This is a genomic window from Pseudomonas sp. Irchel 3H3 (genome assembly GCF_900187635.1).
In the GTDB taxonomy this organism is placed as follows: domain Bacteria; phylum Pseudomonadota; class Gammaproteobacteria; order Pseudomonadales; family Pseudomonadaceae; genus Aquipseudomonas.
The window spans coordinates 116,449-139,940 of sequence record NZ_FYEC01000005.1 but is presented as its reverse complement, the minus strand read 5'-3'; the positions used below and the strand labels follow the sequence as shown (position 1 = coordinate 139,940).

26 protein-coding genes are annotated in these 23,492 nt (G+C 59.7%); 6 read left to right on the top strand and 20 right to left on the bottom strand.

The window, feature by feature from the left end; genetic code table 11:
- Window positions 1–4: 4 nt before the first annotated feature.
- Together CKW24_RS08225 and erdR are read right to left on the bottom strand one after the other, a co-directional pair.
- The gene (locus CKW24_RS08225) at window positions 5–367 is read right to left on the bottom strand and encodes a diacylglycerol kinase (protein WP_095166877.1); all 363 of its coding nucleotides are present in this window, start codon (window positions 365–367) and stop codon (window positions 5–7) included.
- Between the two features lie 73 nt (window positions 368–440).
- The gene (gene erdR / locus CKW24_RS08220) at window positions 441–1,091 is read right to left on the bottom strand and encodes a response regulator transcription factor ErdR (protein ID WP_095166875.1); all 651 of its coding nucleotides are present in this window, start codon (window positions 1,089–1,091) and stop codon (window positions 441–443) included.
- 237 nt (window positions 1,092–1,328) lie between these two features.
- Between erdR and CKW24_RS08215 the strand changes: the two genes are divergently transcribed.
- Window positions 1,329–2,228 carry a DMT family transporter gene (locus tag CKW24_RS08215; protein WP_095166873.1) on the top strand — a complete coding sequence of 300 codons (900 nt, stop codon included), beginning with the start codon at window positions 1,329–1,331 and terminating at the stop codon, window positions 2,226–2,228.
- On the opposite strand, the gene CKW24_RS08210 is transcribed toward CKW24_RS08215, so the two are convergent.
- A complete protein-coding gene (locus CKW24_RS08210; RefSeq protein WP_095166871.1) occupies window positions 2,225–2,935 on the bottom strand; it encodes a tRNA-uridine aminocarboxypropyltransferase in 711 nt (236 codons plus the stop codon). The two genes, CKW24_RS08215 and CKW24_RS08210, sit on opposite strands and share 4 nt — an antisense overlap.
- 190 nt (window positions 2,936–3,125) lie before the next feature.
- Between CKW24_RS08210 and CKW24_RS08205 the strand changes: the two genes are divergently transcribed.
- Window positions 3,126–3,551: a PA3611 family quorum-sensing-regulated virulence factor gene (locus CKW24_RS08205; protein ID WP_095166869.1), complete on the top strand. Its 426-nt coding sequence runs from the start codon at window positions 3,126–3,128 to the stop codon at window positions 3,549–3,551.
- Here CKW24_RS08205 and CKW24_RS08200 read toward each other — a convergent pair whose 3' ends face one another.
- A complete protein-coding gene (locus CKW24_RS08200) occupies window positions 3,552–3,746 on the bottom strand; it encodes a hypothetical protein (RefSeq protein ID WP_095166855.1) in 195 nt (64 codons plus the stop codon).
- Window positions 3,747–4,224: 478 nt separating this feature from the next.
- On the opposite strand from CKW24_RS08200, the gene CKW24_RS08195 reads away from it, so the two are divergent.
- A complete protein-coding gene (locus tag CKW24_RS08195) occupies window positions 4,225–5,343 on the top strand; it encodes a TIGR00730 family Rossman fold protein (RefSeq protein ID WP_095166853.1) in 1,119 nt (372 codons plus the stop codon).
- Window positions 5,344–5,376: 33 nt separating this feature from the next.
- Here the strand turns inward: CKW24_RS08195 and recX are convergent, their stop codons facing one another.
- From recX to CKW24_RS08170, 5 genes are all read right to left on the bottom strand, one after another.
- Window positions 5,377–5,844: a recombination regulator RecX gene (gene recX / locus CKW24_RS08190; protein WP_095166851.1), complete on the bottom strand. Its 468-nt coding sequence runs from the start codon at window positions 5,842–5,844 to the stop codon at window positions 5,377–5,379.
- 8 nt (window positions 5,845–5,852) lie between these two features.
- Window positions 5,853–6,902, bottom strand: a complete 1,050-nt coding sequence (gene recA / locus CKW24_RS08185; protein WP_095166849.1) for a recombinase RecA — start codon at window positions 6,900–6,902, stop codon at window positions 5,853–5,855.
- Between the two features lie 83 nt (window positions 6,903–6,985).
- The gene (locus CKW24_RS08180; protein WP_095166847.1) at window positions 6,986–7,486 is read right to left on the bottom strand and encodes a CinA family protein; all 501 of its coding nucleotides are present in this window, start codon (window positions 7,484–7,486) and stop codon (window positions 6,986–6,988) included.
- 103 nt (window positions 7,487–7,589) lie between these two features.
- Window positions 7,590–7,931, bottom strand: coding sequence for a phage holin family protein (locus CKW24_RS08175; protein ID WP_095166845.1), 342 nt, complete (start codon window positions 7,929–7,931; stop codon window positions 7,590–7,592).
- A 185-nt stretch (window positions 7,932–8,116) separates the two neighbouring features.
- Window positions 8,117–8,851, bottom strand: coding sequence for a S24 family peptidase (locus CKW24_RS08170; protein ID WP_095167143.1), 735 nt, complete (start codon window positions 8,849–8,851; stop codon window positions 8,117–8,119).
- 201 nt (window positions 8,852–9,052) lie between these two features.
- Here CKW24_RS08170 and mutS point away from each other — a divergent pair, with 201 nt between their 5' ends.
- Together mutS and fdxA are read left to right on the top strand one after the other, a co-directional pair.
- Window positions 9,053–11,632: a DNA mismatch repair protein MutS gene (mutS, locus tag CKW24_RS08165; RefSeq protein ID WP_095166843.1), complete on the top strand. Its 2,580-nt coding sequence runs from the start codon at window positions 9,053–9,055 to the stop codon at window positions 11,630–11,632.
- Window positions 11,633–11,772: 140 nt separating this feature from the next.
- Window positions 11,773–12,096: a ferredoxin FdxA gene (gene fdxA / locus CKW24_RS08160; RefSeq protein ID WP_095166841.1), complete on the top strand. Its 324-nt coding sequence runs from the start codon at window positions 11,773–11,775 to the stop codon at window positions 12,094–12,096.
- A 508-nt stretch (window positions 12,097–12,604) separates the two neighbouring features.
- Here fdxA and rpoS read toward each other — a convergent pair.
- From rpoS to CKW24_RS08120, 8 genes are all read right to left on the bottom strand, one after another.
- Window positions 12,605–13,609 carry an RNA polymerase sigma factor RpoS gene (gene rpoS, locus CKW24_RS08155; RefSeq protein WP_095166839.1) on the bottom strand — a complete coding sequence of 335 codons (1,005 nt, stop codon included), beginning with the start codon at window positions 13,607–13,609 and terminating at the stop codon, window positions 12,605–12,607.
- A gap of 104 nt (window positions 13,610–13,713) precedes the next feature.
- Entirely contained in the window at window positions 13,714–14,571 is an 858-nt protein-coding gene (locus CKW24_RS08150) for a peptidoglycan DD-metalloendopeptidase family protein (protein ID WP_095166837.1), read from the bottom strand.
- Between the two features lie 211 nt (window positions 14,572–14,782).
- Window positions 14,783–15,418 (bottom strand): protein-L-isoaspartate(D-aspartate) O-methyltransferase, encoded by a 636-nt coding sequence (locus CKW24_RS08145; RefSeq protein WP_174244610.1) that lies wholly within the window; start codon window positions 15,416–15,418, stop codon window positions 14,783–14,785.
- A gap of 41 nt (window positions 15,419–15,459) precedes the next feature.
- Window positions 15,460–16,209 (bottom strand): 5'/3'-nucleotidase SurE, encoded by a 750-nt coding sequence (surE, locus tag CKW24_RS08140; RefSeq protein WP_095166834.1) that lies wholly within the window; start codon window positions 16,207–16,209, stop codon window positions 15,460–15,462.
- Window positions 16,197–17,255: a tRNA pseudouridine(13) synthase TruD gene (gene truD, locus CKW24_RS08135; RefSeq protein ID WP_095166832.1), complete on the bottom strand. Its 1,059-nt coding sequence runs from the start codon at window positions 17,253–17,255 to the stop codon at window positions 16,197–16,199. Before truD ends, surE begins: the two co-directional genes overlap by 13 nt.
- Window positions 17,252–17,725: a 2-C-methyl-D-erythritol 2,4-cyclodiphosphate synthase gene (ispF, locus tag CKW24_RS08130; RefSeq protein ID WP_095166830.1), complete on the bottom strand. Its 474-nt coding sequence runs from the start codon at window positions 17,723–17,725 to the stop codon at window positions 17,252–17,254. Before ispF ends, truD begins: the two co-directional genes overlap by 4 nt.
- 42 nt (window positions 17,726–17,767) lie before the next feature.
- Complete coding sequence (gene fghA, locus CKW24_RS08125; RefSeq protein WP_095166828.1) at window positions 17,768–18,613, bottom strand: S-formylglutathione hydrolase; 846 nt, start codon at window positions 18,611–18,613, stop codon at window positions 17,768–17,770.
- An 89-nt stretch (window positions 18,614–18,702) separates the two neighbouring features.
- Complete coding sequence (locus CKW24_RS08120; protein WP_095166826.1) at window positions 18,703–19,815, bottom strand: S-(hydroxymethyl)glutathione dehydrogenase/class III alcohol dehydrogenase; 1,113 nt, start codon at window positions 19,813–19,815, stop codon at window positions 18,703–18,705.
- 106 nt (window positions 19,816–19,921) lie between these two features.
- On the opposite strand from CKW24_RS08120, the gene CKW24_RS08115 reads away from it, so the two are divergent.
- Window positions 19,922–20,818: a LysR substrate-binding domain-containing protein gene (locus CKW24_RS08115; protein WP_095166824.1), complete on the top strand. Its 897-nt coding sequence runs from the start codon at window positions 19,922–19,924 to the stop codon at window positions 20,816–20,818.
- Between the two features lie 73 nt (window positions 20,819–20,891).
- Here the strand turns inward: CKW24_RS08115 and ispD are convergent, their stop codons facing one another.
- From ispD to eno, 3 genes are all read right to left on the bottom strand, one after another.
- Window positions 20,892–21,605, bottom strand: coding sequence for a 2-C-methyl-D-erythritol 4-phosphate cytidylyltransferase (gene ispD, locus CKW24_RS08110; RefSeq protein WP_095166822.1), 714 nt, complete (start codon window positions 21,603–21,605; stop codon window positions 20,892–20,894).
- Window positions 21,602–21,880 carry a cell division protein FtsB gene (gene ftsB, locus CKW24_RS08105; RefSeq protein WP_027619031.1) on the bottom strand — a complete coding sequence of 93 codons (279 nt, stop codon included), beginning with the start codon at window positions 21,878–21,880 and terminating at the stop codon, window positions 21,602–21,604. Before ftsB ends, ispD begins: the two co-directional genes overlap by 4 nt.
- A gap of 170 nt (window positions 21,881–22,050) precedes the next feature.
- Window positions 22,051–23,340 (bottom strand): phosphopyruvate hydratase, encoded by a 1,290-nt coding sequence (gene eno, locus CKW24_RS08100; RefSeq protein ID WP_095166820.1) that lies wholly within the window; start codon window positions 23,338–23,340, stop codon window positions 22,051–22,053.
- Between the last annotated feature and the right edge of the window lie 152 nt (window positions 23,341–23,492).

Genomic DNA, 23,492 nt, shown 5'->3' with positions numbered 1-23,492 from the left:
GGGGTCAGATCAGGATCACCGCCCACACCAGGGCAATCATGCTCAAAGCCACGAACTGCGCGGCGCTGCCCATGTCCTTGGCGTTTTTCGACAGCGGGTGCAGGTCGAGGGAGATGCGGTCGATGGCCGCTTCTACTGCGGAGTTGAGCAACTCCACGATCAGCGCCAGCAGACAGACGGCAATCAGCACCGCCTGTTCGACGCGGCTGACATTCAGAATGAAGGTCAGCGGAATCAGAATCACGTTGAGCAACACCAGTTGCCGAAAAGCCGCTTCGCCGGTGAAAGCGGCGCGCAGGCCGTCCAGGGAGTAGCCCGAAGCGTTGAGGATGCGTTTGAGGCCGGTCTGGCCTTTGAAAGGTGACATATGAGTAGGCAACTGAAAAAAGGAGTGGGAAAGCTAGATCAACAAAAGTCAAAAAAGCGTGAATGAGCCGGCTTCACTGCGGCGAAATTGACTCAAGTTGTTGCAGGAGCAGCGCCGCCTGAGTCCGGGTGCGCACCCCCAGCTTGCGGAAAATCGCCGTCACGTGGGCCTTGATGGTCGCCTCCGACACACTCAGTTCGTAGGCAATCTGCTTGTTCAGCAAACCTTCGCAGACCATGGTCAGCACGCGGAACTGCTGCGGGGTCAAACTCGCCAGGCCCTCGCTCGCGGCCTTGGCTTCCGGCGAGACACTGACCGCCTCGAACGCTTGCGGTGGCCAGAACACGTCGCCATCCAGCACCGCACGCACCGCCTGCTGGATCACTTCCAGCGAGCTGGATTTGGGAATGAAGCCGCTGGCCCCGAACTCCCGGGACTTGACCATGATCGACGCTTCTTCCTGTGCCGAGACCATCACCACCGGAATCTGCGGGTACTGGCCGCGCAACAGCACCAGCCCGGAGAATCCGTATGCACCCGGCATGTTCAGGTCCAGTAGCACCAGGTCCCAGTCGGCCTTCTCGGTCAGACGGGTTTCCAGCTCGGCAATGCTTGCCACTTCCACCAGGCGCACGTCCGGGCCCAGCCCCAGTGTGACAGCCTGGTGCAGTGCGCTACGAAAGAGAGGGTGGTCATCGGCAATCAGGATTTCGTATGTGGCCATTGTTCAAATGATCCTGTTTTTTATGGCAGGCCTGATGCATTCAAGCCTCACCAAAACAACTCAAGGTAGCACCAGCAGGTGCAACCAACAGGGTACGTTCAACGCCAAGAGCCCATAAAACCGGCGTTTCAATCTTCGGCCGCACCCTAATCGGCGCCAAGGATGCCCAGCGAAGCCGGGGTGGTCAAGCCGCATCCTTTACGGCATCTTAGCTGGCTAACTAATAAGAGTGCCATCATGCAGACCAAAGCCCTGCGTGCCGATGTCCTGATGTTGATCACCGCGATGATTTGGGGATCAGGATTTGTCGCACAAACCTCCGGCATGGATCACATCGGTCCTTTCCTCTATTCCGGCCTGCGCTTCGCGCTTGGTTCGTTGTGTCTGCTACCGCTGGTCCTGCGTGGCTCCCGTCAGAACAGCCACCACGAGCCCTTCCTGACCCGTGGCTTGTTGATCGGTGGCGGCCTGATGGGCCTCGCCCTAGCCCTGGGGATCAACCTGCAACAGGTCGGCCTCTTGTTCACCAGCGTGACCAACGCCGGTTTCATCACCGGGCTCTACGTCATCGTCGTGCCACTGCTGGGGCTGTTGATTGGCCACAAGACCGGGCTCGGCACCTGGTTCGGGGCGATTCTGGCGGTGGTCGGAATGTTCCTCCTCAGCGTCGGCGATCAGTTCCAGGTTGCGTCCGGCGACTGGTTGCAATTGATCGGCGCCTTTGTCTGGGGTGGACACGTGGTGCTGGTGGGCGTTTTCGCTAGCCGCCACGACCCGATTCGCCTGGCATTCCTGCAGTTCACTACCTGCGCGGTGGTCAGCCTGGTCCTGGCCCTGTGCCTGGAGACCTTCGAGCTCAACGCAATCATCGCCGCCGGCCCAGCCATCCTCTATGGTGGCCTGATTGCGGTCGGCATCGGCTACACCTTGCAGGTGATCGCCCAGAAAGACGCAATCGCCTCCCATGCCGCGATCATTTTTTCCCTGGAGGCGGTGTTTGCCGCCATTGCCGGGGCCTGGCTACTGGGTGAAGAACTGAGCCCGCGCGGCTATGTCGGCTGTGGGTTAATGCTGGCCGGGATGCTGGCAGCCCAGCTCTGGCCAAAAAGCCCAGCGCTGACCCGCAGTACAACCTAGAGGTAGGGCTTGAGGCGGGCGTGGACTGCGTCGAGCGGATCGATCGCCTGCTGAAACTTCGCCGACAAGTAATGGGTGCTGAAGACGTCCAGGTAGGCGTCCAGCACTTCGCTGGCGGCTAGGTCGTCGGCCAGTTCCAGGCAGAGCGCGGCCACTTCGGCGGTGCAGAAGTGATCATCGCGCTTGGAGCGGCGCAACTTGTAGCGCGACAGTTGCTCGGGCTGCAGGCTCAACACCGGCAAATGCTCGAGATAAGGGCTCTTGCGGAACATCTTGCGCGCCTCGCTCCAGGTCGCGTCCAGCAGAATGAACAGCGGGCGCTTGCCCGGCTCCAGCCGGACCTCGCTCACCACCCGCTGCGGGGCGACAAACTCCCCCGGAAACACGATGTACGGCTGCCACTGGGGATCGGCGATCAAGGCCAGCAAACCCGGCTCGACTTCGGTACGCGACCAGGGAAACGCACTGGTCTGCTCGATCACGTCGGCAATCAGCCAGCCGGTATTGCTCGGTTTCATCGGCTCGACATCATGCATCACCAGGCACATGGCCGATTTGGCGGCAACGGTCGGCCGCCAGGCACACATGCAATGGCTGGGGATCACCCGGCAGCCGGCGCACCGCTCAGCTCGCGAACCCCGCGCAACAAAGGGGCGGACGGCACGGGCCAGGCGCTGGGCGCGCAAACGGGAAACGGCGTGGCTCATGGCAGGTTTCGATGGCAAGGGGATTGAATCGACACAAAAAGCGCTCGGCAGGGCAATAAAGTGCCAGCAGTTTACCAGAGCAGCCCGCGCAAGCCTGTACCACCCGCCGCCCGCACCCTATAATTTGCCGCCACTGAACGCTCAGCCCTGTGACGGGTCGAAGCACCAGTCACTGAATCAGGAGAGTTTCATGCTGCGCCTAATCGTCCCCACCGCCGCCCTTGTGCTGGCTTTGCCTTTCTGCGCCCAGGCCGCGTCCCTGAAAGACTTGAACCTGAGCAAGATGCTGGAGAAGGTGGCCGCGGAAAGTAACGTTGGCCTGCCTCGCGAAGTCAGTGACAACATTCTGGACCAGGGCTACACGGTCGAAGGCAAGGAGCTGGTTGATCACCTCAGCGTGCAATCGGTGTACGCCGAAGAAATGCGCGCCAACCCGAAAGCCGTCTACCTGCAACTGGGTGCCAGCGTTTGCCGCAACCCCAACTACCGCAAGTTGATGGCCCAGGGCGCGATCTTGCGTTACGAATTCACCGAGAACAAAACCAACCGCCCGGTGGCCTCGGCCCGATTCCAGGAATCGGACTGCCCGGCAGAGCCTGCGAAAAAGAACAAGTAACTAGCCCGAACCTGCGCGCCGCTGCTCTTCATCGGCGCGCAATTCCGCCACCAGCGCCTGCAAATAAGGCGAGCGCTGTTCCCTGCCCTCCAGCCGCCGTCGACATTCCTCCTCCAGGCTTACCTGATGGTCCTCGGCTGCCGACTTGAGCATCTGATACAGCTGCGTATCGATCTCCAGTATCACCAGAGTCATAACCCGCCTCCGTGCCTAAGAATCGCCACTACTTGCGCGATGACTCCCCACAGCTCCTGGTGCCTTGCGTCTTGCCCGGGACGCACGACAAATGTGTTTCGTGTCTGTATTTCAGTAAATCAGAGCGTAGCGCCTAAGGTGGAGCTTCAGACAAGCGGTGAAAGTCGATCACCTATCGCCAACAAGCTATTGCCAGCACAGACTTTTCAGGACCATGATCAAGTCAGTGCAACTGACGCCGAGCGTCTAGATTTAACCTGTCGATGTTCAATGCTCACGGCAGAAAAGGGGCTGCCATCCAGAGCGGTGTCTTGCGAACATTTCTTTCATCCAAGGGATAAACAGAGCCCGTCTGGATGACTCGACGGCCGTCCGCGGCGGGTCGGGTTGGCTGCAATGCCCAGGCGACACAAGGTGTGTCGCGGCCCCGACGAATCTTTCGGTCGGGCCGAAGGTTCTGTGTAGAAGGAGAAGTTGAATGCCTTACCAACCGAATGACCTTCTGATACGTCATTTTCAGAACAACGGTGTCGATCTCACGAGCAAGATCGAAGAACAACTCAACCTGGTTTCCCCCAACAGCCCGAACATTCCGATCTACCGCGACATGATGCTGACTGTCCTGCGCATGGCCCAGGACGACCACAACCGCTGGAATGCCAAGATCACCCTACAAGCCTTGCGCGAACTGGAGCACGCTTTCCGTGTGCTGGAACAGTTCAAGGGACGCCGCAAGGTCACCGTGTTCGGCTCAGCGCGTACTCCGGTGGAGCACCCGCTGTATGCACTGGCCCGTGAACTGGGGGAAAAACTCGCGCAATCGGACCTGATGGTGATCACCGGAGCCGGTGGCGGGATCATGGCCGCCGCTCACGAAGGCGCCGGCCGTGATCACAGCCTTGGGTTCAACATCACCCTGCCCTTCGAACAGCATGCCAACCCCACCGTCGGTGGCACTGCCAACTTGCTGCCCTTCCACTTTTTCTTCACCCGCAAACTGTTCTTCGTCAAGGAAGCCGACGCGCTGGTGCTGTGCCCGGGCGGCTTCGGCACACTGGACGAAGCCCTGGAAGTACTGACCCTGATCCAGACCGGCAAAAGCCCACTGGTGCCCGTGGTGCTACTGGATGCACCGGGCGGCAAGTTCTGGGAAAGCGCATTGGAGTTTATCCGCAATCAATTGGAGGCCAATCGCTACATCCTGCCCAACGACCTGAAGCTGGTGCGTCTGGTGGATAACGCCGAGGAAGCCGTGGCGCAAATCAATCAGTTCTACAGCAACTTCCACTCCAGCCGCTGGCTAAAAAACCAGTTTGTGATCCGCATGAATCACGCGCTCACCGAGCAGGCGCTGGCACACCTGCAAGTGGCGTTCGCCGATCTGTGCCTCAGCGATCACTTTCACCAGCATGCCTACAGTGGCGAGGAGCATGACGAAGCGCAGTTCAGCCACTTGGCGCGTCTGGCGTTCACCTTCAATGCCCGGGATCATGGGCGCCTGCGTGAGCTGGTGGACTACCTCAACCTGCCGGAAAACTGGGTCACCTCCCAGCCCGCAACTGCCCAACGCCAACGGGACCCCATCAAAGTGACGTGAATAAAAAGCCCGACTATTTCTAGTCGGGCTTTTTTAGTCGTCCATTGCTCGGCCGCTGAACAACCGGCCGATCATCTCCATGGAGTAACCGCGATAAGCGAGGAAGCGCCCTTGCTTGGCACGCTCGCGGGCATCGATTGGTAAATGCCCGGCAAATTTACGGCGCCAGGTGTCTTCCAGTTGTGCCTGCCAGCTGATTCCACACTCGCGCAAGGCGAGTTCGATATCAGCGCGCTGCAATCCGCGCTGGCTCAACTCTTCACGAATGCGCAAAGGGCCGTAGCCTGAACGGGCCCGGTAGGAAACGAAACTTTCGAGGTAACGGGATTCGGACAGCAACCCCTCTTCCGTCAGACGGTCGAGGGCAGTGTCGATCATTTCATCGGGGGCGCCGCGCTGACGCAGTTTACGCGTCAGCTCGACTCGACCGTGCTCGCGTCGCGCTAGCAGGTCCATTGCGGTTCGCCGCACCGCGACGAGGGTATCGAGTACGGCGGTCATGGGATCAATCAGATATCAGCGTCGGCCAGGTCATCTTCAGTCTCTTTGACCGGCGCGGCGTTGAGGTCCACCGGCGTCAGCAGCTTGTCGCGAATCTGCTTCTCGAGCTTGGCTGCAATGTCCGGGTTGTCCTGCAGGAACTTGGCCGAGTTGGCCTTGCCCTGACCGATCTTGCTGCCGTTGTAGGCATACCAGGCACCGGACTTCTCAACAAAACCGTGCAACACACCCAGGTCGATCATCTCGCCATTGAGGTAGATGCCCTTGCCGTAAAGAATCTGGAACTCGGCCTGACGGAACGGTGCTGCCACCTTGTTCTTGACGACTTTGACGCGGGTTTCGCTGCCGACCACTTCGTCGCCTTCTTTCACCGCGCCAGTACGGCGGATGTCCAGGCGAACCGAGGCGTAGAACTTCAGCGCGTTACCACCGGTGGTGGTTTCCGGGCTGCCGAACATCACGCCGATTTTCATCCGGATCTGGTTGATGAAGATCACCAAGCAGTTGGCGTTCTTGATGTTACCGGTGATTTTACGCAGCGCCTGGGACATCAGACGGGCTTGCAGGCCCACGTGCATGTCGCCCATCTCGCCTTCGATTTCCGCCTTGGGTACCAGCGCAGCCACGGAGTCGACGATGATCACGTCAACCGCGTTGGAACGCACCAGCATGTCGGTGATTTCCAGGGCTTGCTCGCCGGTGTCCGGCTGGGAAACCAGCAGGTCGTCGACGTTGACCCCCAGTTTGCCGGCGTATTCCGGGTCCAGGGCGTGCTCGGCATCGACGAACGCGCAGGTCGCACCGGCTTTTTGCGCTTGGGCGATGACCGACAGGGTCAGGGTGGTTTTACCGGAAGATTCAGGACCGTAGATTTCAACGATACGGCCTTTTGGCAGGCCGCCAATGCCGAGTGCGATGTCCAGACCCAGAGAGCCAGTGGAGATAGCCGGGATCGCCTGACGGTCCTGATCGCCCATACGCATTACGGCACCCTTGCCGAATTGACGTTCGATCTGACCCAGGGCCGCAGCCAAGGCTTTCTTCTTGTTGTCGTCCATTAAAGTCCTCACGTAATCAATAAGGCCTGACGGCCAACACCTGTATAAGTAGACAGTATTATTCCACAGCGATTGTGGATCGCCTACCCCTGATTTGAGATTTCTCCGGCGGCATGTTGCAGCAAGCCCTCTAGCGCGGCCTTCACCGTTTGTCGGCGGACCTCATCGCGGTTACCGGGGAAGTGCCGGCACTCGCTAAACACGGCCTCGCCCACCCCCCAGGCCAGCCAGACAGTCCCCACCGGCTTGGCCGGCGAGCCGCCGTCAGGTCCGGCGATCCCGCTGACCGCCACGGCAAGCCGCGCATGGCTGTTGCGCTGCGCGCCGCGAACCATGGCCTCCACGACCTCGCGACTCACCGCACCGACCTGCTCGAACAATTCGCCCGGCACCTTCAGTTGCTGGGTTTTCTGGCGATTGGAATACGTGACATACCCCGCCTCGAACCAGGCCGAACTGCCGGCAATCCGGGTGATCGCCTCGGCGATACCGCCCCCGGTGCAGGATTCGGCCGTGCTGACGTGGGCATTGAGCACCTGTAGACGCCGGCCCAGTTCCGCGGCCAACTGAGTGATTTCATTCACGACTCTCTCCTTATCAGACGGGCGTGAGCACTACCCTACATGAGCAGGTTGCGCTTGCAAGGCGCTGGGGAAATCAAAATATGAGTGGCGCCGTGCCCGCGCACTACCGCTGATCCTCCGGGGCCTGGTCTTCCACTACGCCGATGCGCCTGGCCGCCCAGCGCTGATACAAGCCAATGGCGAAATCCGCACCGGCCATCGCCGTCAGGCAGCCGAATGCGGCAGCTGTCCAGGCCGAGATGTTGGCGGCATATAACAGCATCACCACCGAGACACCGCAGATCATGCTCGACCCAGAGCGCAGGCTCAGGCGCCGGACCAATGACCAGCCGCGCTCACCCTCCTTGTCCGCACGCCACATTTCACCAGACAAGCCACCCAGCAGCGTGAGTGCAATGACCAGCCAGACAGGGATCTCCAGCAAGGCTTGCTGTTCGATTGTCATTTGATTGCTCCCGAGTGACGAGTCAAAACATTATGCACTGATGCATATATAGTCAATCGGAAACCCATCACACTCAGCGAATATTCATGCATAAATGCATCAAAACAATTCACCTCCCCCCCAAAAAAAACTCCAGGCGCAAAAAAACCCGCCAGAGGACGGGTTGGGATTGGCACAAGAGACAATCAGCGAGCGTACATACCCCACCAGAACACATGCCCCAGGATTACGATCTGCCCGGTCTGGATATCCTGGAAGCCATAGTCCTCATCCGGATGCTCATCGCGATTGAAGCTGCGCAGGCGAATCCCGGTGGGCAGTCGATACAGCTGTTTCACGCGCAACTGGCCGTTGTGGTTGATCGCGTAGAGATCGCCGTCGACGATATCGCCGATCCCGCATTTGCCGGCATTCACCCCTACCGTGGCGCCATCACGCAGCACCGGCAACATGCTGTTGCCGCGCACGGTCACGCATTTGGCCTGATCGAATTGCACGCCGTTGTGGCGCAGGCTGCGCTTGCCAAAACGCAGGCTGGCGCGCTCGCTTTCTTCGATCACGAATCTTCCTGATCCAGCAGCCAATTCAACCTCGCGCAGAAAGGGTACCGAGACCTCGTCGTCTTCGATGGGAGTGTCGTCATCCCACAGGCTGATGTCCTTGAGCTCCGAGTGCGCGGGATCTCGTGCAGGCGGGTAACCCGGCGCGACATCGACACGGCCACGCAACTGGTCGGTGCTCACACGAAAATACTCGGCGATCTTCGAGATGTGTTTATCCGCCGGATCGGCGATCTTGCCGCCGAGTATCCGCGAGAGGGTGGATTGCGGCACGCCGGTACGCCGGTGAAGCTCCGTAGGGGAGATCCCGTGTTGATCGAGCAGCGCCCTGAGGACGGTAGAAACATTGCGTTTTTGCATACTTTGCATAATGCGGATTCTTTTTCGGGATGACAAATGCTGTTTCGCATAAATTGCCCTTCAGATTCGCAAAACACCCCCACTTGGCGTTCATCCCTGGGTCGTGCGGAGCCGCCCATGGTAACCTTGCGCCCATCGCGCAAAGGCCTGGGCAACGCCCTCCTTTACCCACCCCTTTGAATGAATCCGCCTGATTACCCGATGAATAAAGCACTTTCCGACCTGTCCTCCCACACCCCGATGATGCAGCAGTACTGGCGCCTGAAGAACCAGCACCCGGACCAGTTGATGTTCTATCGCATGGGTGACTTCTACGAGATCTTCTACGAAGACGCGAAGAAAGCCGCCAAGCTGCTGGACATCACCCTGACGGCGCGTGGGCAGTCGGCCGGCCAGGCGATTCCGATGTGTGGGATTCCTTACCATGCCGCCGAAGGTTACCTCGCCAAGCTGGTCAAGCTGGGCGAATCAGTAGTGATCTGTGAGCAGGTGGGTGATCCGGCGACCAGCAAAGGGCCGGTGGATCGCCAGGTGGTGCGCATCATCACCCCCGGCACCGTCAGCGACGAGGCGTTGCTGGACGAACGGCGCGACAACCTGATCGCTGCTGTGCTGGGTGACGAGCGCCTGTTCGGCCTGGCCGTACTGGACATCACCAGCGGCAACTTCACGGTGCTGGAAATCAAAGGCTGGGAAAACCTGCTGGCCGAGCTGGAACGGGTCAACCCGGTGGAACTGATGATCCCGGATGACTGGCCAAAAGACCTGCCGGCGGAAAAACGTCGTGGCGTTCGTCGTCGCGCGCCGTGGGATTTTGAGCGAGATTCGGCGTTCAAGAGCCTGTGCCAGCAATTTTCCACCCAGGACCTCAAGGGTTTTGGCTGCGAGAACCTGACCCTGGCTATCGGCGCTGCCGGTTGCCTCCTGAGCTATGCCAAGGAAACCCAGCGTACCGCCCTGCCGCACTTGCGCAGCCTGCGGCATGAACGCCTGGACGACACCGTGGTGCTGGACGGCGCGAGCCGACGCAACCTGGAACTGGACACCAACCTGGCCGGTGGCCGCGATAACACCCTGCAATCGGTGGTCGATCGTTGCCAGACTGCCATGGGCAGCCGCCTGCTGACCCGCTGGCTGAACCGCCCGTTGCGCGACCTGCAGGTGCTACAGGCGCGGCAGAGTTCGATTACCTGCCTGCTGGATGGCTATCGCTTCGAGAAACTGCAACCGCAGCTCAAGGAGATCGGCGACATAGAGCGAATCCTGGCGCGGATCGGCCTGCGCAACGCTCGTCCGCGCGACCTGGCACGCCTGCGTGACGCCCTCGGCGCCCTGCCGCAACTGCAAGTGGCGATGAGCGAACTGGAAGCGCCGCACCTGAACCAACTGGCCGTGACCACCAGCACCTATCCCGAACTGGCGGCGCTGCTGGAAAAAGCCATCATTGACAACCCGCCCGCAGTGATCCGCGACGGTGGGGTGTTGAAAACCGGGTACGACACCGAGCTCGACGAGCTGCAATCGCTGAGCGAGAACGCCGGCCAGTTCCTCATCGACCTGGAAGCCCGGGAAAAGGCGCGCACCGGCCTGTCCCACCTGAAGGTCGGTTACAACCGGATTCACGGCTACTTCATCGAACTGCCGAGCAAGCAGGCCGAACAGGCCCCCGCCGACTACATTCGGCGGCAGACGCTCAAGGGCGCCGAGCGTTTCATTACGCCGGAACTCAAGGCATTCGAAGACAAGGCACTGTCGGCCAAGAGCCGAGCGCTGGCTCGCGAGAAAATGCTTTATGAAGCCCTGCTCGAGGACTTGATCAGCCAATTGCCACCCTTGCAGGACACTGCAGCGGCACTGGCCGAGCTGGATGTGCTGAGCAACCTGGCCGAACGCGCGTTGAACCTTGATCTGAACTGCCCGCGTTTCGTCAGCGAGCCGTGCATGCGCATCAGTCAGGGCCGCCACCCAGTGGTCGAGCAAGTGCTGAGCACCCCGTTCGTGGCCAACGACCTGAGCCTGGACGACAACACCCGGATGCTGGTGATCACCGGGCCGAACATGGGCGGTAAATCCACCTATATGCGCCAGACTGCACTGATCGTGTTGCTGGCGCACATCGGCAGCTTCGTGCCGGCGGCCAGCTGTGAGTTGTCGCTGGTGGACCGGATCTTCACCCGGATCGGCTCCAGTGACGACCTTGCAGGCGGGCGCTCGACCTTTATGGTGGAAATGAGCGAAACCGCGAACATTCTGCACAATGCCACCGAACGCAGCCTGGTGCTGATGGACGAAGTGGGCCGTGGCACCAGCACCTTCGACGGCTTGTCCCTGGCCTGGGCAGCGGCCGAGCGCCTGGCCCAACTGCGCGCCTACACGCTGTTCGCTACCCACTACTTCGAGTTGACGGTGCTGCCGGAAGCCCAGCCATTGGTGGCCAACGTGCATCTCAACGCCACCGAACACAACGAGCGCATCGTTTTCCTCCACCACGTGCTGCCTGGCCCCGCCAGCCAGAGCTACGGCCTGGCGGTGGCACAACTGGCGGGCGTGCCCACAGAGGTCATCCTGCGCGCCCGAGAGCACTTGAGCCGCCTGGAAACCACCAGCCTGCCCCATGAAGTCCCGGCTCCAGCCAAAGGCAAACCGGCAGCGCCGCAGCAGAGCGACATGTTCGCCAGCCTGCCCCACCCGGTGCTGGATGAACTGGCAAAACTCGATCTGGATGACCTGACACCACGTCGTGCACTCGAAATGCTCTATACACTGAAGACACGGATCTAACGCTGTTGCCTGCAAGCTGTTAGAATCTCGCGCGGTTTGGGGTGCTGCAGGCTATTAGCCTGGTCTGCAGGCAAGCGCTCCCAAACCTGGCGACCCCACCGTGAAGGGGCGCAGCACGCCGCCTGAGGAGAGAATTAGAAATGACCTTCGTCGTCACCGACAACTGCATCAAGTGCAAGTACACCGACTGCGTAGAAGTCTGTCCGGTGGACTGCTTTTACGAAGGCCCGAACTTCCTGGTGATTCACCCGGATGAGTGCATCGACTGCGCCCTGTGCGAGCCGGAATGCCCTGCTGTGGCCATCTTCTCCGAGGACGAAGTTCCGGACGAGATGCAAGAATTCATTCAGCTGAACGTTGAACTGGCCGAAATCTGGCCCAACATCACTGAGAAGAAAGATTCGCTGCCAGACGCAGCGGAATTTGATGGCGTCAAAGGCAAGATCAAAGACCTGGTTCGCTGATCTTCGCTGCACGCTCAAAAAAGGCCCTTCGCGGGCCTTTTTGCATTTTGGAGCGCGGTACTTTTCAGCTGGCAAAAAAAAGGGGCGGTATGACCCGCCCACATTTTTTCCCTAGTCCCTGTGTTCCTTTTCATCGTCCTGATGAATCACGTCCTTGCGATGTTCCTTGACCATCATCCTTGATGGCTGTGTCTATCCGTCGACACAGGGCTGATATTAAAGGCTTCGCCAGCAATCACAATCACCGCTTAGGCTTAAACAGTAGGTGTAGAAGTGCCTGCGCTAATAATTAATTACTTATAAAACAAGATGTTAAAAAATGTATTACTGAGCAACAGCATTCATCCAGCAAGCATAAAAACCGAACACTTACGAAAGAGTAAGCCACGGCTTACAGCAACCCGGGAAAGCACCCGGGATACTCTCCCTGCTAAACACGTGGTGAAATCGCGGGCACAAAAAACCCCGAGATGCCGGGGTTTTTGCTGATCGAGTACTGGGGTTCCTGCTACTGGAACAAAGACTCGCTCGACAATCCATTTTTCTCGAGAATTTCACGCAGACGTTTCAGTCCTTCAACCTGGATCTGCCGGACCCGTTCGCGGGTCAGTCCGATTTCCAGGCCAACGTCTTCCAGCGTGCTGCTCTCATGGCCGCGCAAGCCGAAGCGGCGAATCACCACCTCTCGTTGCTTGTCGGTCAATTCGCACAGCCACTGATCGATACTCTGTGACAGGTCATCATCCTGAAGCAGCTCACAGGGATCGGTAGGGCGGTCGTCAGTCAGGGTGTCCAGCAGGGTTTTATCCGAATCCGGACCCAACGAGACGTCGACCGAAGAAACCCGCTCGTTCAGGCCGAGCATGCGCTTGACCTCTCCCACCGGTTTTTCCAGCAGGTTGGCGATTTCTTCGGGTGAGGGTTCATGATCGAGCTTTTGTGTCAGCTCTCGGGCGGCCCGCAAGTAGACATTCAGCTCTTTGACCACATGAATCGGCAACCGGATGGTCCGGGTTTGATTCATGATCGCGCGCTCGATGGTCTGACGAATCCACCAGGTTGCGTAGGTCGAAAAGCGGAAGCCACGCTCCGGATCAAACTTTTCCACTGCCCGGATCAGCCCAAGGTTGCCCTCTTCGATCAGGTCGAGCAATGACAGCCCACGATTGACGTAGCGTCGGGCGATTTTCACCACCAGTCGCAAGTTGCTTTCAATCATGCGTTTACGCCCGGCCGGATCTCCACTTTGCGACAGGCGCGCAAAATGAACTTCTTCTTCCGGGGACAACAGGGGGGAAAAGCCGATTTCATTGAGATACAACTGGGTAGCATCTAGCGCCCGTGTGTAATCAATGTACTTGTGTTGCTTGAGTGAGGCGGAGTGTTTGGATTTTGCGCGAACTGAAGGTGTAGCAGACCCCTCATTCGACGTCTGATCCGATGCGACGTCGGTCTCCATCAGGAGAACCTCATCGTCGATGTCAAACTCCGGCACTTCTTTACTGAGAGCCATTGTTATAGTCCTTTGGTGAGTTCGACCTCAAGCTCAAGCGGCGCCTTTATCCTTGGCAACGCTGGAGCCTGTTCCTCTACGTGAAGGAACAGGCTGGTAACAAATCAACGACGTGGCAGGAATTGCAGCGGATCTACTGGCTTACCTTGTCGGCGAATCTCAAAATGCAGTTTCACCCGGTCCGTACCCGTTGACCCCATTTCGGCAATTGTCTGCCCAACCTTGACCTGCTGCCCCTCCCGAACCAACAGCCTGCGGTTGTGACCGTAGGCACTGACGTAGGTATCGCTGTGTTTGATAATGACCAATTCACCGTAGCCCCGCAAGCCACTCCCGGCGTAAACGACAGTCCCATCAGACGCAGCTAAAACAGGCTGTCCCAAATCTCCGGCGATATCAATTCCTTTATTCAAACTACCGTTTGAAGAGAATTTTCCAATAAGAATGCCATTAGATGGCCAACCCCATCCTGTGGGAGCGGGCCCCGCTGGAGGCAATGGCGCCGGCGCGGGCTTGCTGGCAGTAGACGGTGCAGCAGTGGCCGTACTGGTGCCGGTCGCCGAAGCCGGACGGCGAGTAACCGTGAATTTTCCGGAAGACGAAGAGTTGGTGGTGGAGGACGTTACGACCGGGGTCGGCGTTGACCCCGAGCGCCCATCGAAGCGAATCGTCTGACCCGGATGTATCGTATAAGGCGTAGGAATGTTGTTGCGCGCGGCGAGGGCTTTGTAGTCCCAGCCGTAGCGGAAAGCGATTGAAAACAAGGTATCGCCGCGACGGACTACGTACTGGCCGGTGGTAACGGCAGGACGCTGGGCGGCCGTGCTGTTGCGATCGACAACCCGCACGTCACTCGACTTGGTGCTGGAGCAACCGACCAGCAATGAGCTCAAGACAAGGCCAGTCACCAGGCACTGAAAGCTTTTTGTACCAATACGCTGCGCAATGACTTTGAGACTCACCCGCCGCTCCCTTTCTGGTGGCTGAAAATAGTAGATGCCTGGTTCAGGCATGAAGTGTCGCAAGTATAACTGGCCGCTGGCGCATTACCGTCGGCAAAACGAAATCGATACAAGCCTGCGTTTACCGGCTGTAGTACAACGACGTTGAAGCCATCCTTGCCGCTGTAAGACCAAGGTAATCGAAGAGAATTCAGCGCCGTTGAACAAATGCTCAGGCCAATGGCCCGTTAAGCAACGGGACGAAGCGCACCGAGCCCAGGACACGCCTGGAAAACCCCTGTTCCTCGCGGATGATCAGCAACAATTGTTGAACCTCGCCTGACCCAACCGGAATCACCAGACGCCCTCCTGGCGCCAACTGATCCAGCAATGCCTGGGGCACATCGGTCGCCACCGCCGTGACGATAATGCCGTTATAAGGTGCCAGTGCCGGCCAGCCTTCCCAACCATCGCCCCAGCGAAACACCACGTTGCGCAGGTTCAATTCCACCAGGCGCTCTTTGGCCCGATCCTGCAGGACCTTGATCCGCTCGACCGAAAACACCCGCTCCACCAGTTGCGACAATACGGCCGTCTGATAGCCGGAACCGGTACCGATCTCCATGACCTTGTCCAACGGCCCCGCCTCTAAAAGCAGCTCGCTCATGCGTGCCACCATATAAGGCTGGGAAATGGTCTGGTTGTGGCCAATCGGCAAGGCCGTGTCTTCGTAGGCACGGTGGGCCAGCGCTTCATCGACAAACAGATGGCGCGGCGTACGGCGGATCACTTCCAGGACCTGGGCGTTGCTCACGCCTTCTTCATAAAGTCGCTGGATCAAGCGTTCACGGGTCCGCTGGGAAGTCATCCCGATCCCGCGGCGCAGCATATCGTCTTGCTCGCGAGCCATCAGCGCAGCCCCTCCAGCCAGCCATCGAGACTGGCAAAGGCATCATTGAAGGTGCGATCGAGCTGCAGCGGGGTGATGGAGACATACCCCTGCATGACGGCATGGAAATCCGTACCCGGCCCACCATCTTCCGCATCGCCGGCCGCAGCAATCCAGTAGCCGGACTTGCCGCGTGGGTCGACCACCTTGGTCGGTGCCGCAGCGCGTGCCCGGTGTCCCAGGCGGGTCAGTTGAATGCCCCGGATGTGGTCCAGCGGCAGGTTCGGAATGTTCACGTTCAACACCGTGCGCGGCGGCAGATTCAGCTCGGCATGAGCTTCCACCAGTTTGCGCGCAAAGTAGGCGGCTGTCGGCAAATTATCCACCTGCCGCGAGACCAGGGAAAACGCAAAGGACGGCTTGGCGAGGAAGCGCCCTTCGAGTGCCGCCGCCACCGTACCGGAATACAGCACGTCGTCCCCCAGGTTGGCACCCAGGTTGATCCCGGAAACCACCATGTCCGGCTCGCGCTCGAGCAAGCCGTTGAGGCCCAGGTGCACACAATCGGTCGGCGTGCCATTCAGGCTGATAAAGCCGTTGGCCAGGGTTCGCGGGTGCAGCGGACGGTCCAGCGTCAGCGAACTGCTGGCGCCGCTCTTGTCCTGGTCCGGGGCGATAACCACGCACTCGGTGTAATCCGCCAGCGCAGCATAAAGCGCGGCGAGACCGGGTGCGGTTACCCCGTCGTCGTTAGAAATCAGAATACGCATGGGCTGTCCGTCTGCCCCACCGGCACCAGATCAACGAGTTCACGCACCAATACGGTGGCGAAGCATCCGGCCGGCAGGACGAATTCCAGTTGCAGAATGTCCAGCGAAGGATAATGCCACGTCAACCCGCCAATGGGCAGCCGCAGGATGCGTCGTTCATGGCTCATTCCGGCGTTTACCAGCCAATCGCGCAGGTCCGCTTCGTTCGTGGCGATCCGTTGCTCCAGCTCATGAGTCGCACCAGCGGCAGGTGAATCGCCCTCGCCCCATTGCGGCCCGGTCGGATGCAGGTCGAGGATCGCCAGGCGCGGGTCACTGCACTCCGCTTCGCCAGCCGGGAAAAAGCTGCGGCTGTCGGTGAAGGCCAGTAAGTCGCCAACCTGAGCGCGCTGCCAACTACCGTCGGCAACACGCGCCGCCAGCACCTGATTGAACAGAAAGCTACGGGCGGTGGACAGCAACCGCGAACGCACATTGCGCTGCTCCGGCAAGGCCTTGCGTGCCGCCCAGGCACGCGCGTCCACCACGTTGCCACCGTCATGGCCGAAACGTTGTGCACCGAAGTAATTGGGAATGCCCTGCTTGGCGATCAGTTGCAGACGCGCTTCGAGCGCCTCTTTGTCACCGGTGAACTGGGTCAGGCGCAAGGTAAAACCGTTGGCCGAATGCGCGCCCCTTTGCAGCTTGCGCTTGTGCCGGGCGGTCTTGAGAATTTTCAGGGTGTCGTTTTCAGCCGCCGACAAATCCGGATCGGCCTTGCCCGGTAATTGCACGCTGAACCACTGTCGGGTCAGCGCTTGACGATCCTTCAGGCCGGCATAGCTGACGGTGCGCAAGGGCACGCCGGCGGCCTTGGCGATGCGCCGTGCCGCTTCCTCGGTGTTCAGGCCGCGTTTTTCCACCCAGATCCACAGGTGCTCACCATCGCCAGTCAGCGGAATATCGAGCACTTCATCGACCTGGAAATCTTCCGCGATGGCTTTCAGTACGGCGCTGCCGAGGGGTTCGCCGTAGGCACGCGGGCCGAGCAATTGCGCTTCGTTCATGGGCGCAGCAACAAGGCAACGGAATGCACGGCAATGCCTTCTTCGCGACCGACAAAGCCGAGTTTTTCGGTGGTGGTAGCTTTCACGTTCACTTGATCCAGTTCAACTTGAAGATCGGCGGCAATCAGCGCGCGCATCGCTTCGATATGGGGAGCCATTTTCGGCGCCTGGGCGACGATGGTGTTGTCGACGTTGCCGACTTTCCAACCCTTGGCGTGAATCAGCGCAACGACATGACGCAACAGCACACGGCTGTCAGCACCCTTGAACTGGGGGTCGGTATCGGGGAAGTGTTTACCGATATCGCCCAGTGCCGCAGCACCCAGCAGAGCATCGCTCAACGCGTGCAACAATACGTCGCCGTCGGAGTGGGCGAGCAGCCCGAAGCTGTGTGCAATCCGCACGCCGCCCAGAGTGATGAAATCGCCTTCAGCAAAACGGTGCACATCGTAGCCGTGGCCAATACGCATAAAAAAACGCCCTGATTGAGTCAGGGCGTGATTCTACCTGCTTTAGGCGCCTAGGGCGTGCGCGTGATGCCGTAAGTGGTCATCGATGAAGCTGGCGATGAAGAAATAGCTGTGGTCGTAGCCCGGTTGCAGGCGCAAGGTCAGCGGATGGCCGGCGAGTTTGGCTGCCTGCTGCAAGGCTTCAGGCTTGAGTTGGGTGGCGAGGAAATCGTCCCGATCACCCTGGTCGACCAGCAGTGGCAGTTGTTCGCTGGCTTCGCTGATCAGCACCGTAGCATCCCACTCTCGCCACTTCGAACGCTCTTCACCCAGATAGCGCGAAAAGGCCTTCTGACCCCACGGGCAATCCATTGGGTTGTTGATCGGCGCGAACGCCGAGACCGACTGGTAGCGCCCCGGGTTACGCAGTGCGCACACCAGTGCACCGTGGCCACCCATGGAGTGACCGCTGACGCCGCGTTTGTCCGAGGCAGGGAAATGCGCCTCGACCAATGCCGGTAATTCCTGCACCACGTAGTCGTGCATCCGATAGTGTTTGGCCCAGGGTTGCTGGGTGGCATTCACGTAAAACCCGGCCCCCAGGCCAAAGTCCCAGGCACCCTCAGGGTCCCCCGGCACATCGGCACCACGCGGACTGGTGTCCGGTGCCACGATGATCAAGCCAAGCTCGGCCGCCAGGCGCATGGCACCGGCCTTGTGCATGAAGTTCTCATCGGTGCAGGTCAGGCCCGACAACCAATACAGCACCGGCAACTTGCCACCCTGCTCCGCCTGGGGTGGCAGGTACACGGCAAACACCATGTCGCAACCCAGCACTTGGGAGTGATGTCTGTAGCGTTTGTGCCAGCCACCGAAGCTCTTCTGGCATGAGATGTTTTCCAGACTCATGGGAGTACTCCCAGCTTCAAGCCGCAAGCTGTGAACCGCAAGAGAGGGACACCCGCTTGCCGCTTACAGCTTGGCGCTTGGCGCTGCGCTTAAAAGTGGATGACGGTGCGGATGCTCTTGCCTTCATGCATCAGGTCAAAAGCCTTGTTGATGTCTTCCAGGCCCATGGTGTGGGTGATGAAAGTGTCCAGTGGAATCTCGCCGGTCTGGGCCATTTCCACATAGCTTGGCAATTCGCTGCGACCGCGCACCCCACCAAAGGCCGACCCGCGCCATACGCGCCCGGTGACCAACTGGAACGGACGGGTGGCGATTTCCTGGCCAGCGCCGGCCACGCCGATGATCACCGACTCGCCCCAGCCTTTGTGGCAGCATTCCAGTGCCGCACGCATCAGTTGGACATTGCCGATGCACTCAAAGGAAAAGTCCACGCCGCCATCGGTCATGTCGACAATGACCTCCTGGATCGGACGGTCGAAATCTTTCGGATTCACACAATCGGTGGCGCCCAACTGCTTGGCGATCTCGAACTTGCCCGGGTTGATGTCGATCGCAATGATGCGCGCGGCCTTGGCCTTGACCGCACCGATCACGGCCGACAGGCCGATGCCGCCCAGGCCAAAGATGGCCACGGTATCGCCCGGCTTGACCTTGGCAGTGTTGAGCACCGCACCAATCCCGGTGGTCACGCCGCAGCCCAGCAGGCAGACCTTTTCCAGCGGCGCCTCTTTAGGAATCTTGGCCACGGAAATTTCCGGCAGCACGGTGTACTCGGAGAAAGTCGAGGTCCCCATGTAGTGGAAAATCGGCTGGCCTTTGTAGGAGAAGCGAGTAGTGCCGTCCGGCATCAGGCCCTTGCCCTGGGTCGCACGGATCGCCTGGCAGAGGTTGGTCTTGCCCGACTTGCAGAATTTGCACTGGCCGCATTCCGGGGTGTAGAGCGGAATCACATGATCGCCCACGGCCACCGAGGTCACGCCCTCGCCAATGGCTTCGACAACCGCGCCACCTTCGTGACCGAGGATCGACGGGAAGATGCCTTCCGGATCGGCACCCGACAAGGTGTAGGCGTCGGTGTGGCAAACGCCGGAGGCGACCACGCGCAACAGCACTTCACCGGCCTTGGGCATGGCGACATCGACCTCAACGATCTCCAGGGGTTTCTTGGCCTCGAAGGCAACGGCAGCGCGCGACTTGATCATCCTGACTCTCCAGCGAATTAAAACGAGACCGGGAGTGTAATACACGGCCATCCGATGAATAATCGAGACAAATGCAAAATATTATTGCCATACAGGGATAATCAGAATGTCCGAGAACCGCTGGGAAGGCATCGACGAGTTCGTCGCCGTCGCCGAATGCAGCCAGTTCACCGCCGCCGCTGAACGCCTGGGAGTCTCTTCCTCCCACGTCAGTCGACAAATCGTACGCCTGGAAGAACGCCTGCAAACCCGCCTGCTCTACCGCAGCACGCGCCGGGTGACCCTCACCGAGGCTGGACAAACCTTCCTGCAACATTGCCAACGGCTGCAGGACGGACGCGAAGAGGCCTTGCGCGCCGTCGGCGACCTGACCAGCGAACCCAAGGGCATGCTGCGCATGACCTGTGCCGTGGCGTACGGCGAGCGCTTCATCGTGCCGCTGGTGACCGGCTTCATGGGGCTTTACCCGCAGCTGCGGGTCGACATCGAACTGAGTAACCGCCCCTTGGACCTGGTCCACGAAGGCCTCGACCTGGCCATTCGCCTTGGCCGCCTGCAGGACTCGCGCCTGGTGGCCACCCGCCTGGCACCACGGCGCATGTACCTGTGCGCCTCCCCCTCCTACCTCGAGCGTTATGGACGCCCCCATAGCCTGTCGGAACTGAGCCGGCACAACTGCCTCATCGGCAGTTCGGACCTTTGGCAACTGGAACAGAACGGCCGCGAGTTTTCCCAGCGAGTCCAAGGCAACTGGCGCTGCAACAGCGGGCAAGCCGTCCTGGATGCCGCGCTCCAGGGCGTTGGCCTGTGCCAACTCCCGGACTACTACGTGCTGGAACACCTGACCAGTGGCGCCCTGGTGTCGCTACTCGACGCCCACCAGCCACCGAACACCGCGGTCTGGGCGTTGTACCCACAGCAACGACATCTGTCGCCGAAGGTGCGCAAATTGGTCGATTTTCTTAAGGAAGGGTTGGCAAAACGGCCGGAGTACAGCAGCTAGCCTGCTGCCGATACCCATTACTCAACGGGATGAGGACTGAATCTTCGAGCGCTGCCTCCGGCAGCCCCGACACCTACAGCCCCCCGCGCTGCCCCCAACGCAACCGCAACCACTCAAGATCCTCAGGCCGCGTCACCTTGAGGTTATCCGCCCGCCCTTCGATCAAGCGCGGCGCCTGCCCCGACCACTCCATCGCCGAAGCCTCGTCAGTGATCGTGACATCCGCCACCAGACTATCGGCCAACGCCCGATGCAGGGCCCCCAGGCGAAACATCTGCGGCGTATACGCCTGCCAGATCAAACTCCGGTCAACGGTCTCAAGCACCCGGCCGTGTTTGTCCGCCCGCTTGAGGGTGTCACGCGCCGGCACGGCCAGCAGCCCACCCACCGGATCATCCGCCAGCTCCGACAGCAGCTTGTCGAGATCATCACGAGTCAGGTTCGGCCGTGCCGCATCATGGACCAACACCCAATCCTCATCGCCAGCCCCCTGCGCATGCAGGTGCAACAAGGCATTGAGTACCGACCCCGAACGCTCTTCGCCACCGTCCACCCGCTGAATGCGCGGGTCGGCAGCGCAGGCCAGGTTCGGCCAATAAGGATCATCGATCGCCAGACTGACCACCAACCCCTTCAAGGCCGGGTGATCAAGGAAACAGCCAAGGCTGTGTTCAAGAATTGTGCGTCCGCCCAATTGCAGATACTGCTTGGGACGGTCGGCTGCCATACGGGCACCGACACCCGCGGCAGGAATCACGGCCCAGAAGGCCGGCAAGCTATTCATCATTGAGCCAGCTGGTAAAGGGTTTCACCGTCCTTGACCATGCCCAACTCATGGCGAGCCCGCTCTTCAACGGTCTCCATGCCTTTTTTCAGCTCCATCACTTCGGCGTCCATCACCCGGTTGCGCTCCAGCAGCGTCTGGTTTTCAGCCTGCTGATCGGCAATTTGCTGAGTCAGGTCGGCCACCTGTGCCAGGCTGCCGTTTCCCACCCACAGGCGGTACTGCAACCCCCCCAGGAGCAAGAGCAAGACAAGAAACAACCAATAGGGACTGCGCATCGAATATCAGGTATCCACTGAAAAAAAACAGCCATGCCAACACTTTGAAGCGTCTGATAGCACGAAGCCTGGAAGAACCAGGCTCGTACTCTAAGGCATCAGACTAGTGGCAAAAAACCCGCTAATGCGATTTTTTCGACACAATCCGGTGTCTTTTTACTCCACCAAGCTTAGCCGCGGAATTCGCTGCGGCCGTTGTACTTGGCTTTGCCACCCAATTGCTCTTCGATACGCAGCAGTTGGTTGTACTTGGAAACGCGGTCGGAACGGCACAGCGAACCGGTCTTGATCTGGCCTGCCGAAGTGCCCACAGCCAGGTCGGCAATGGTCGAATCTTCGGTTTCGCCGGAGCGGTGCGAGATCACGGCAGTGTAGCCAGCGGCCTTGGCCATCTGGATCGCTTCCAGGGTCTCGGTCAGGGTGCCGATCTGGTTGAACTTGATCAGGATCGAGTTGGCGATCTTTTTATCGATGCCTTCTTTCAGGATCTTGGTGTTGGTCACGAACAGGTCGTCGCCCACCAGTTGGGTCTTCTCGCCGATCTTGTCGGTGAGGATCTTCCAGCCAGCCCAGTCGGACTCGTCCAAGCCGTCTTCGATCGAGATGATCGGATAACGCTCGGTCAGGCCTTTGAGGTAGTCAGCGAAACCTTCAGCGGTGAACACCTGGCCTTCGCCGGACAGGTTGTACTTGCCGTCTTCGTAGAATTCGCTCGCCGCGCAGTCCAGTGCCAGGGTCACATCGGTGCCCAGGGTGTAACCGGCGTTGGCTACGGCTTCGGAGATGACTTTCAAAGCGTCTTCGTTGGAAGCCAGGTTTGGCGCGAAACCACCTTCGTCACCCACTGCAGTGCTCAGGCCACGGGCCTTCAGTACAGCCTTGAGGTGATGGAAAATCTCGGTGCCCATGCGCAGGCCTTCCGAGAAAGACTTGGCGCCAACCGGCTGCACCATGAATTCCTGGATGTCGACGTTGTTATCAGCGTGCTCGCCACCGTTGATGATGTTCATCATCGGCACCGGCATCGAGTAGACACCCGGGGTACCGTTCAGGTTAGCGATGTGGGCGTACAGCGGCAGATCCTGATCGTGGGCTGCTGCCTTGGCCGCAGCCAGGGAGACGGCGAGGATCGCGTTGGCGCCCAGGCTGCCTTTGTTCTCGGTACCGTCGAGCTCGATCATGATGCGGTCGAGGGCTTTCTGGTCAACCGGGTCTTTACCCAGCAGCGCGGTGCGAATCGGGCCATTGATGTTGGCTACGGCCTTGAGCACACCTTTGCCCAGGTAACGGCTCTTGTCGCCATCACGCAGCTCGAGCGCTTCACGCGAGCCAGTGGAAGCACCGGACGGCGCGCAAGCGCTGCCGATGATGCCGTTATCGAGAAGCACGTCCGCTTCGACGGTGGGGTTGCCACGGGAGTCGAGAACTTCACGACCTTTGATGTCGACGATTTTTGCCATTGTTGTAAACACTCCAAAGTTGACGAAAACGCTGTATACCGATCGATTTATAACTTGTGGGTCACATTACTGTTTGTCGACGCTGACAATCCAGCGCCAACAAGACGCAGAAACCCAGGTAACGCGGCTTCTGCGTTGGAAAACTTTCAGCC

Coding starts and splice junctions, on each gene's coding strand:
- ftsB (WP_027619031.1), bottom strand. CDS start 21,880: ATGCGCAGTCCCTATTGGTTGTTTCTTGTCTTGCTCTTGCTCCTGGGG.
- fdxA (WP_095166841.1), top strand. CDS start 11,773: ATGACCTTCGTCGTCACCGACAACTGCATCAAGTGCAAGTACACCGAC.
- surE (WP_095166834.1), bottom strand. CDS start 16,209: ATGCGTATTCTGATTTCTAACGACGACGGGGTAACCGCACCCGGTCTC.
- eno (WP_095166820.1), bottom strand. CDS start 23,340: ATGGCAAAAATCGTCGACATCAAAGGTCGTGAAGTTCTCGACTCCCGT.
- CKW24_RS08205 (WP_095166869.1), top strand. CDS start 3,126: ATGCTGCGCCTAATCGTCCCCACCGCCGCCCTTGTGCTGGCTTTGCCT.
- erdR (WP_095166875.1), bottom strand. CDS start 1,091: ATGGCCACATACGAAATCCTGATTGCCGATGACCACCCTCTCTTTCGT.
- recA (WP_095166849.1), bottom strand. CDS start 6,902: ATGGACGACAACAAGAAGAAAGCCTTGGCTGCGGCCCTGGGTCAGATC.
- CKW24_RS08175 (WP_095166845.1), bottom strand. CDS start 7,931: ATGACAATCGAACAGCAAGCCTTGCTGGAGATCCCTGTCTGGCTGGTC.
- CKW24_RS08170 (WP_095167143.1), bottom strand. CDS start 8,851: ATGCAAAAACGCAATGTTTCTACCGTCCTCAGGGCGCTGCTCGATCAA.
- ispF (WP_095166830.1), bottom strand. CDS start 17,725: ATGCGTATTGGCCACGGCTACGATGTGCACCGTTTTGCTGAAGGCGAT.
- mutS (WP_095166843.1), top strand. CDS start 9,053: ATGAATAAAGCACTTTCCGACCTGTCCTCCCACACCCCGATGATGCAG.
- rpoS (WP_095166839.1), bottom strand. CDS start 13,609: ATGGCTCTCAGTAAAGAAGTGCCGGAGTTTGACATCGACGATGAGGTT.
- CKW24_RS08115 (WP_095166824.1), top strand. CDS start 19,922: ATGTCCGAGAACCGCTGGGAAGGCATCGACGAGTTCGTCGCCGTCGCC.
- CKW24_RS08215 (WP_095166873.1), top strand. CDS start 1,329: ATGCAGACCAAAGCCCTGCGTGCCGATGTCCTGATGTTGATCACCGCG.
- recX (WP_095166851.1), bottom strand. CDS start 5,844: ATGACCGCCGTACTCGATACCCTCGTCGCGGTGCGGCGAACCGCAATG.
- fghA (WP_095166828.1), bottom strand. CDS start 18,613: ATGAGTCTGGAAAACATCTCATGCCAGAAGAGCTTCGGTGGCTGGCAC.
- ispD (WP_095166822.1), bottom strand. CDS start 21,605: ATGATGAATAGCTTGCCGGCCTTCTGGGCCGTGATTCCTGCCGCGGGT.
- CKW24_RS08210 (WP_095166871.1), bottom strand. CDS start 2,935: ATGAGCCACGCCGTTTCCCGTTTGCGCGCCCAGCGCCTGGCCCGTGCC.
- CKW24_RS08145 (WP_174244610.1), bottom strand. CDS start 15,418: ATGACTTCCCAGCGGACCCGTGAACGCTTGATCCAGCGACTTTATGAA.
- CKW24_RS08225 (WP_095166877.1), bottom strand. CDS start 367: ATGTCACCTTTCAAAGGCCAGACCGGCCTCAAACGCATCCTCAACGCT.
- truD (WP_095166832.1), bottom strand. CDS start 17,255: ATGAACGAAGCGCAATTGCTCGGCCCGCGTGCCTACGGCGAACCCCTC.
- CKW24_RS08120 (WP_095166826.1), bottom strand. CDS start 19,815: ATGATCAAGTCGCGCGCTGCCGTTGCCTTCGAGGCCAAGAAACCCCTG.
- CKW24_RS08195 (WP_095166853.1), top strand. CDS start 4,225: ATGCCTTACCAACCGAATGACCTTCTGATACGTCATTTTCAGAACAAC.
- CKW24_RS08200 (WP_095166855.1), bottom strand. CDS start 3,746: ATGACTCTGGTGATACTGGAGATCGATACGCAGCTGTATCAGATGCTC.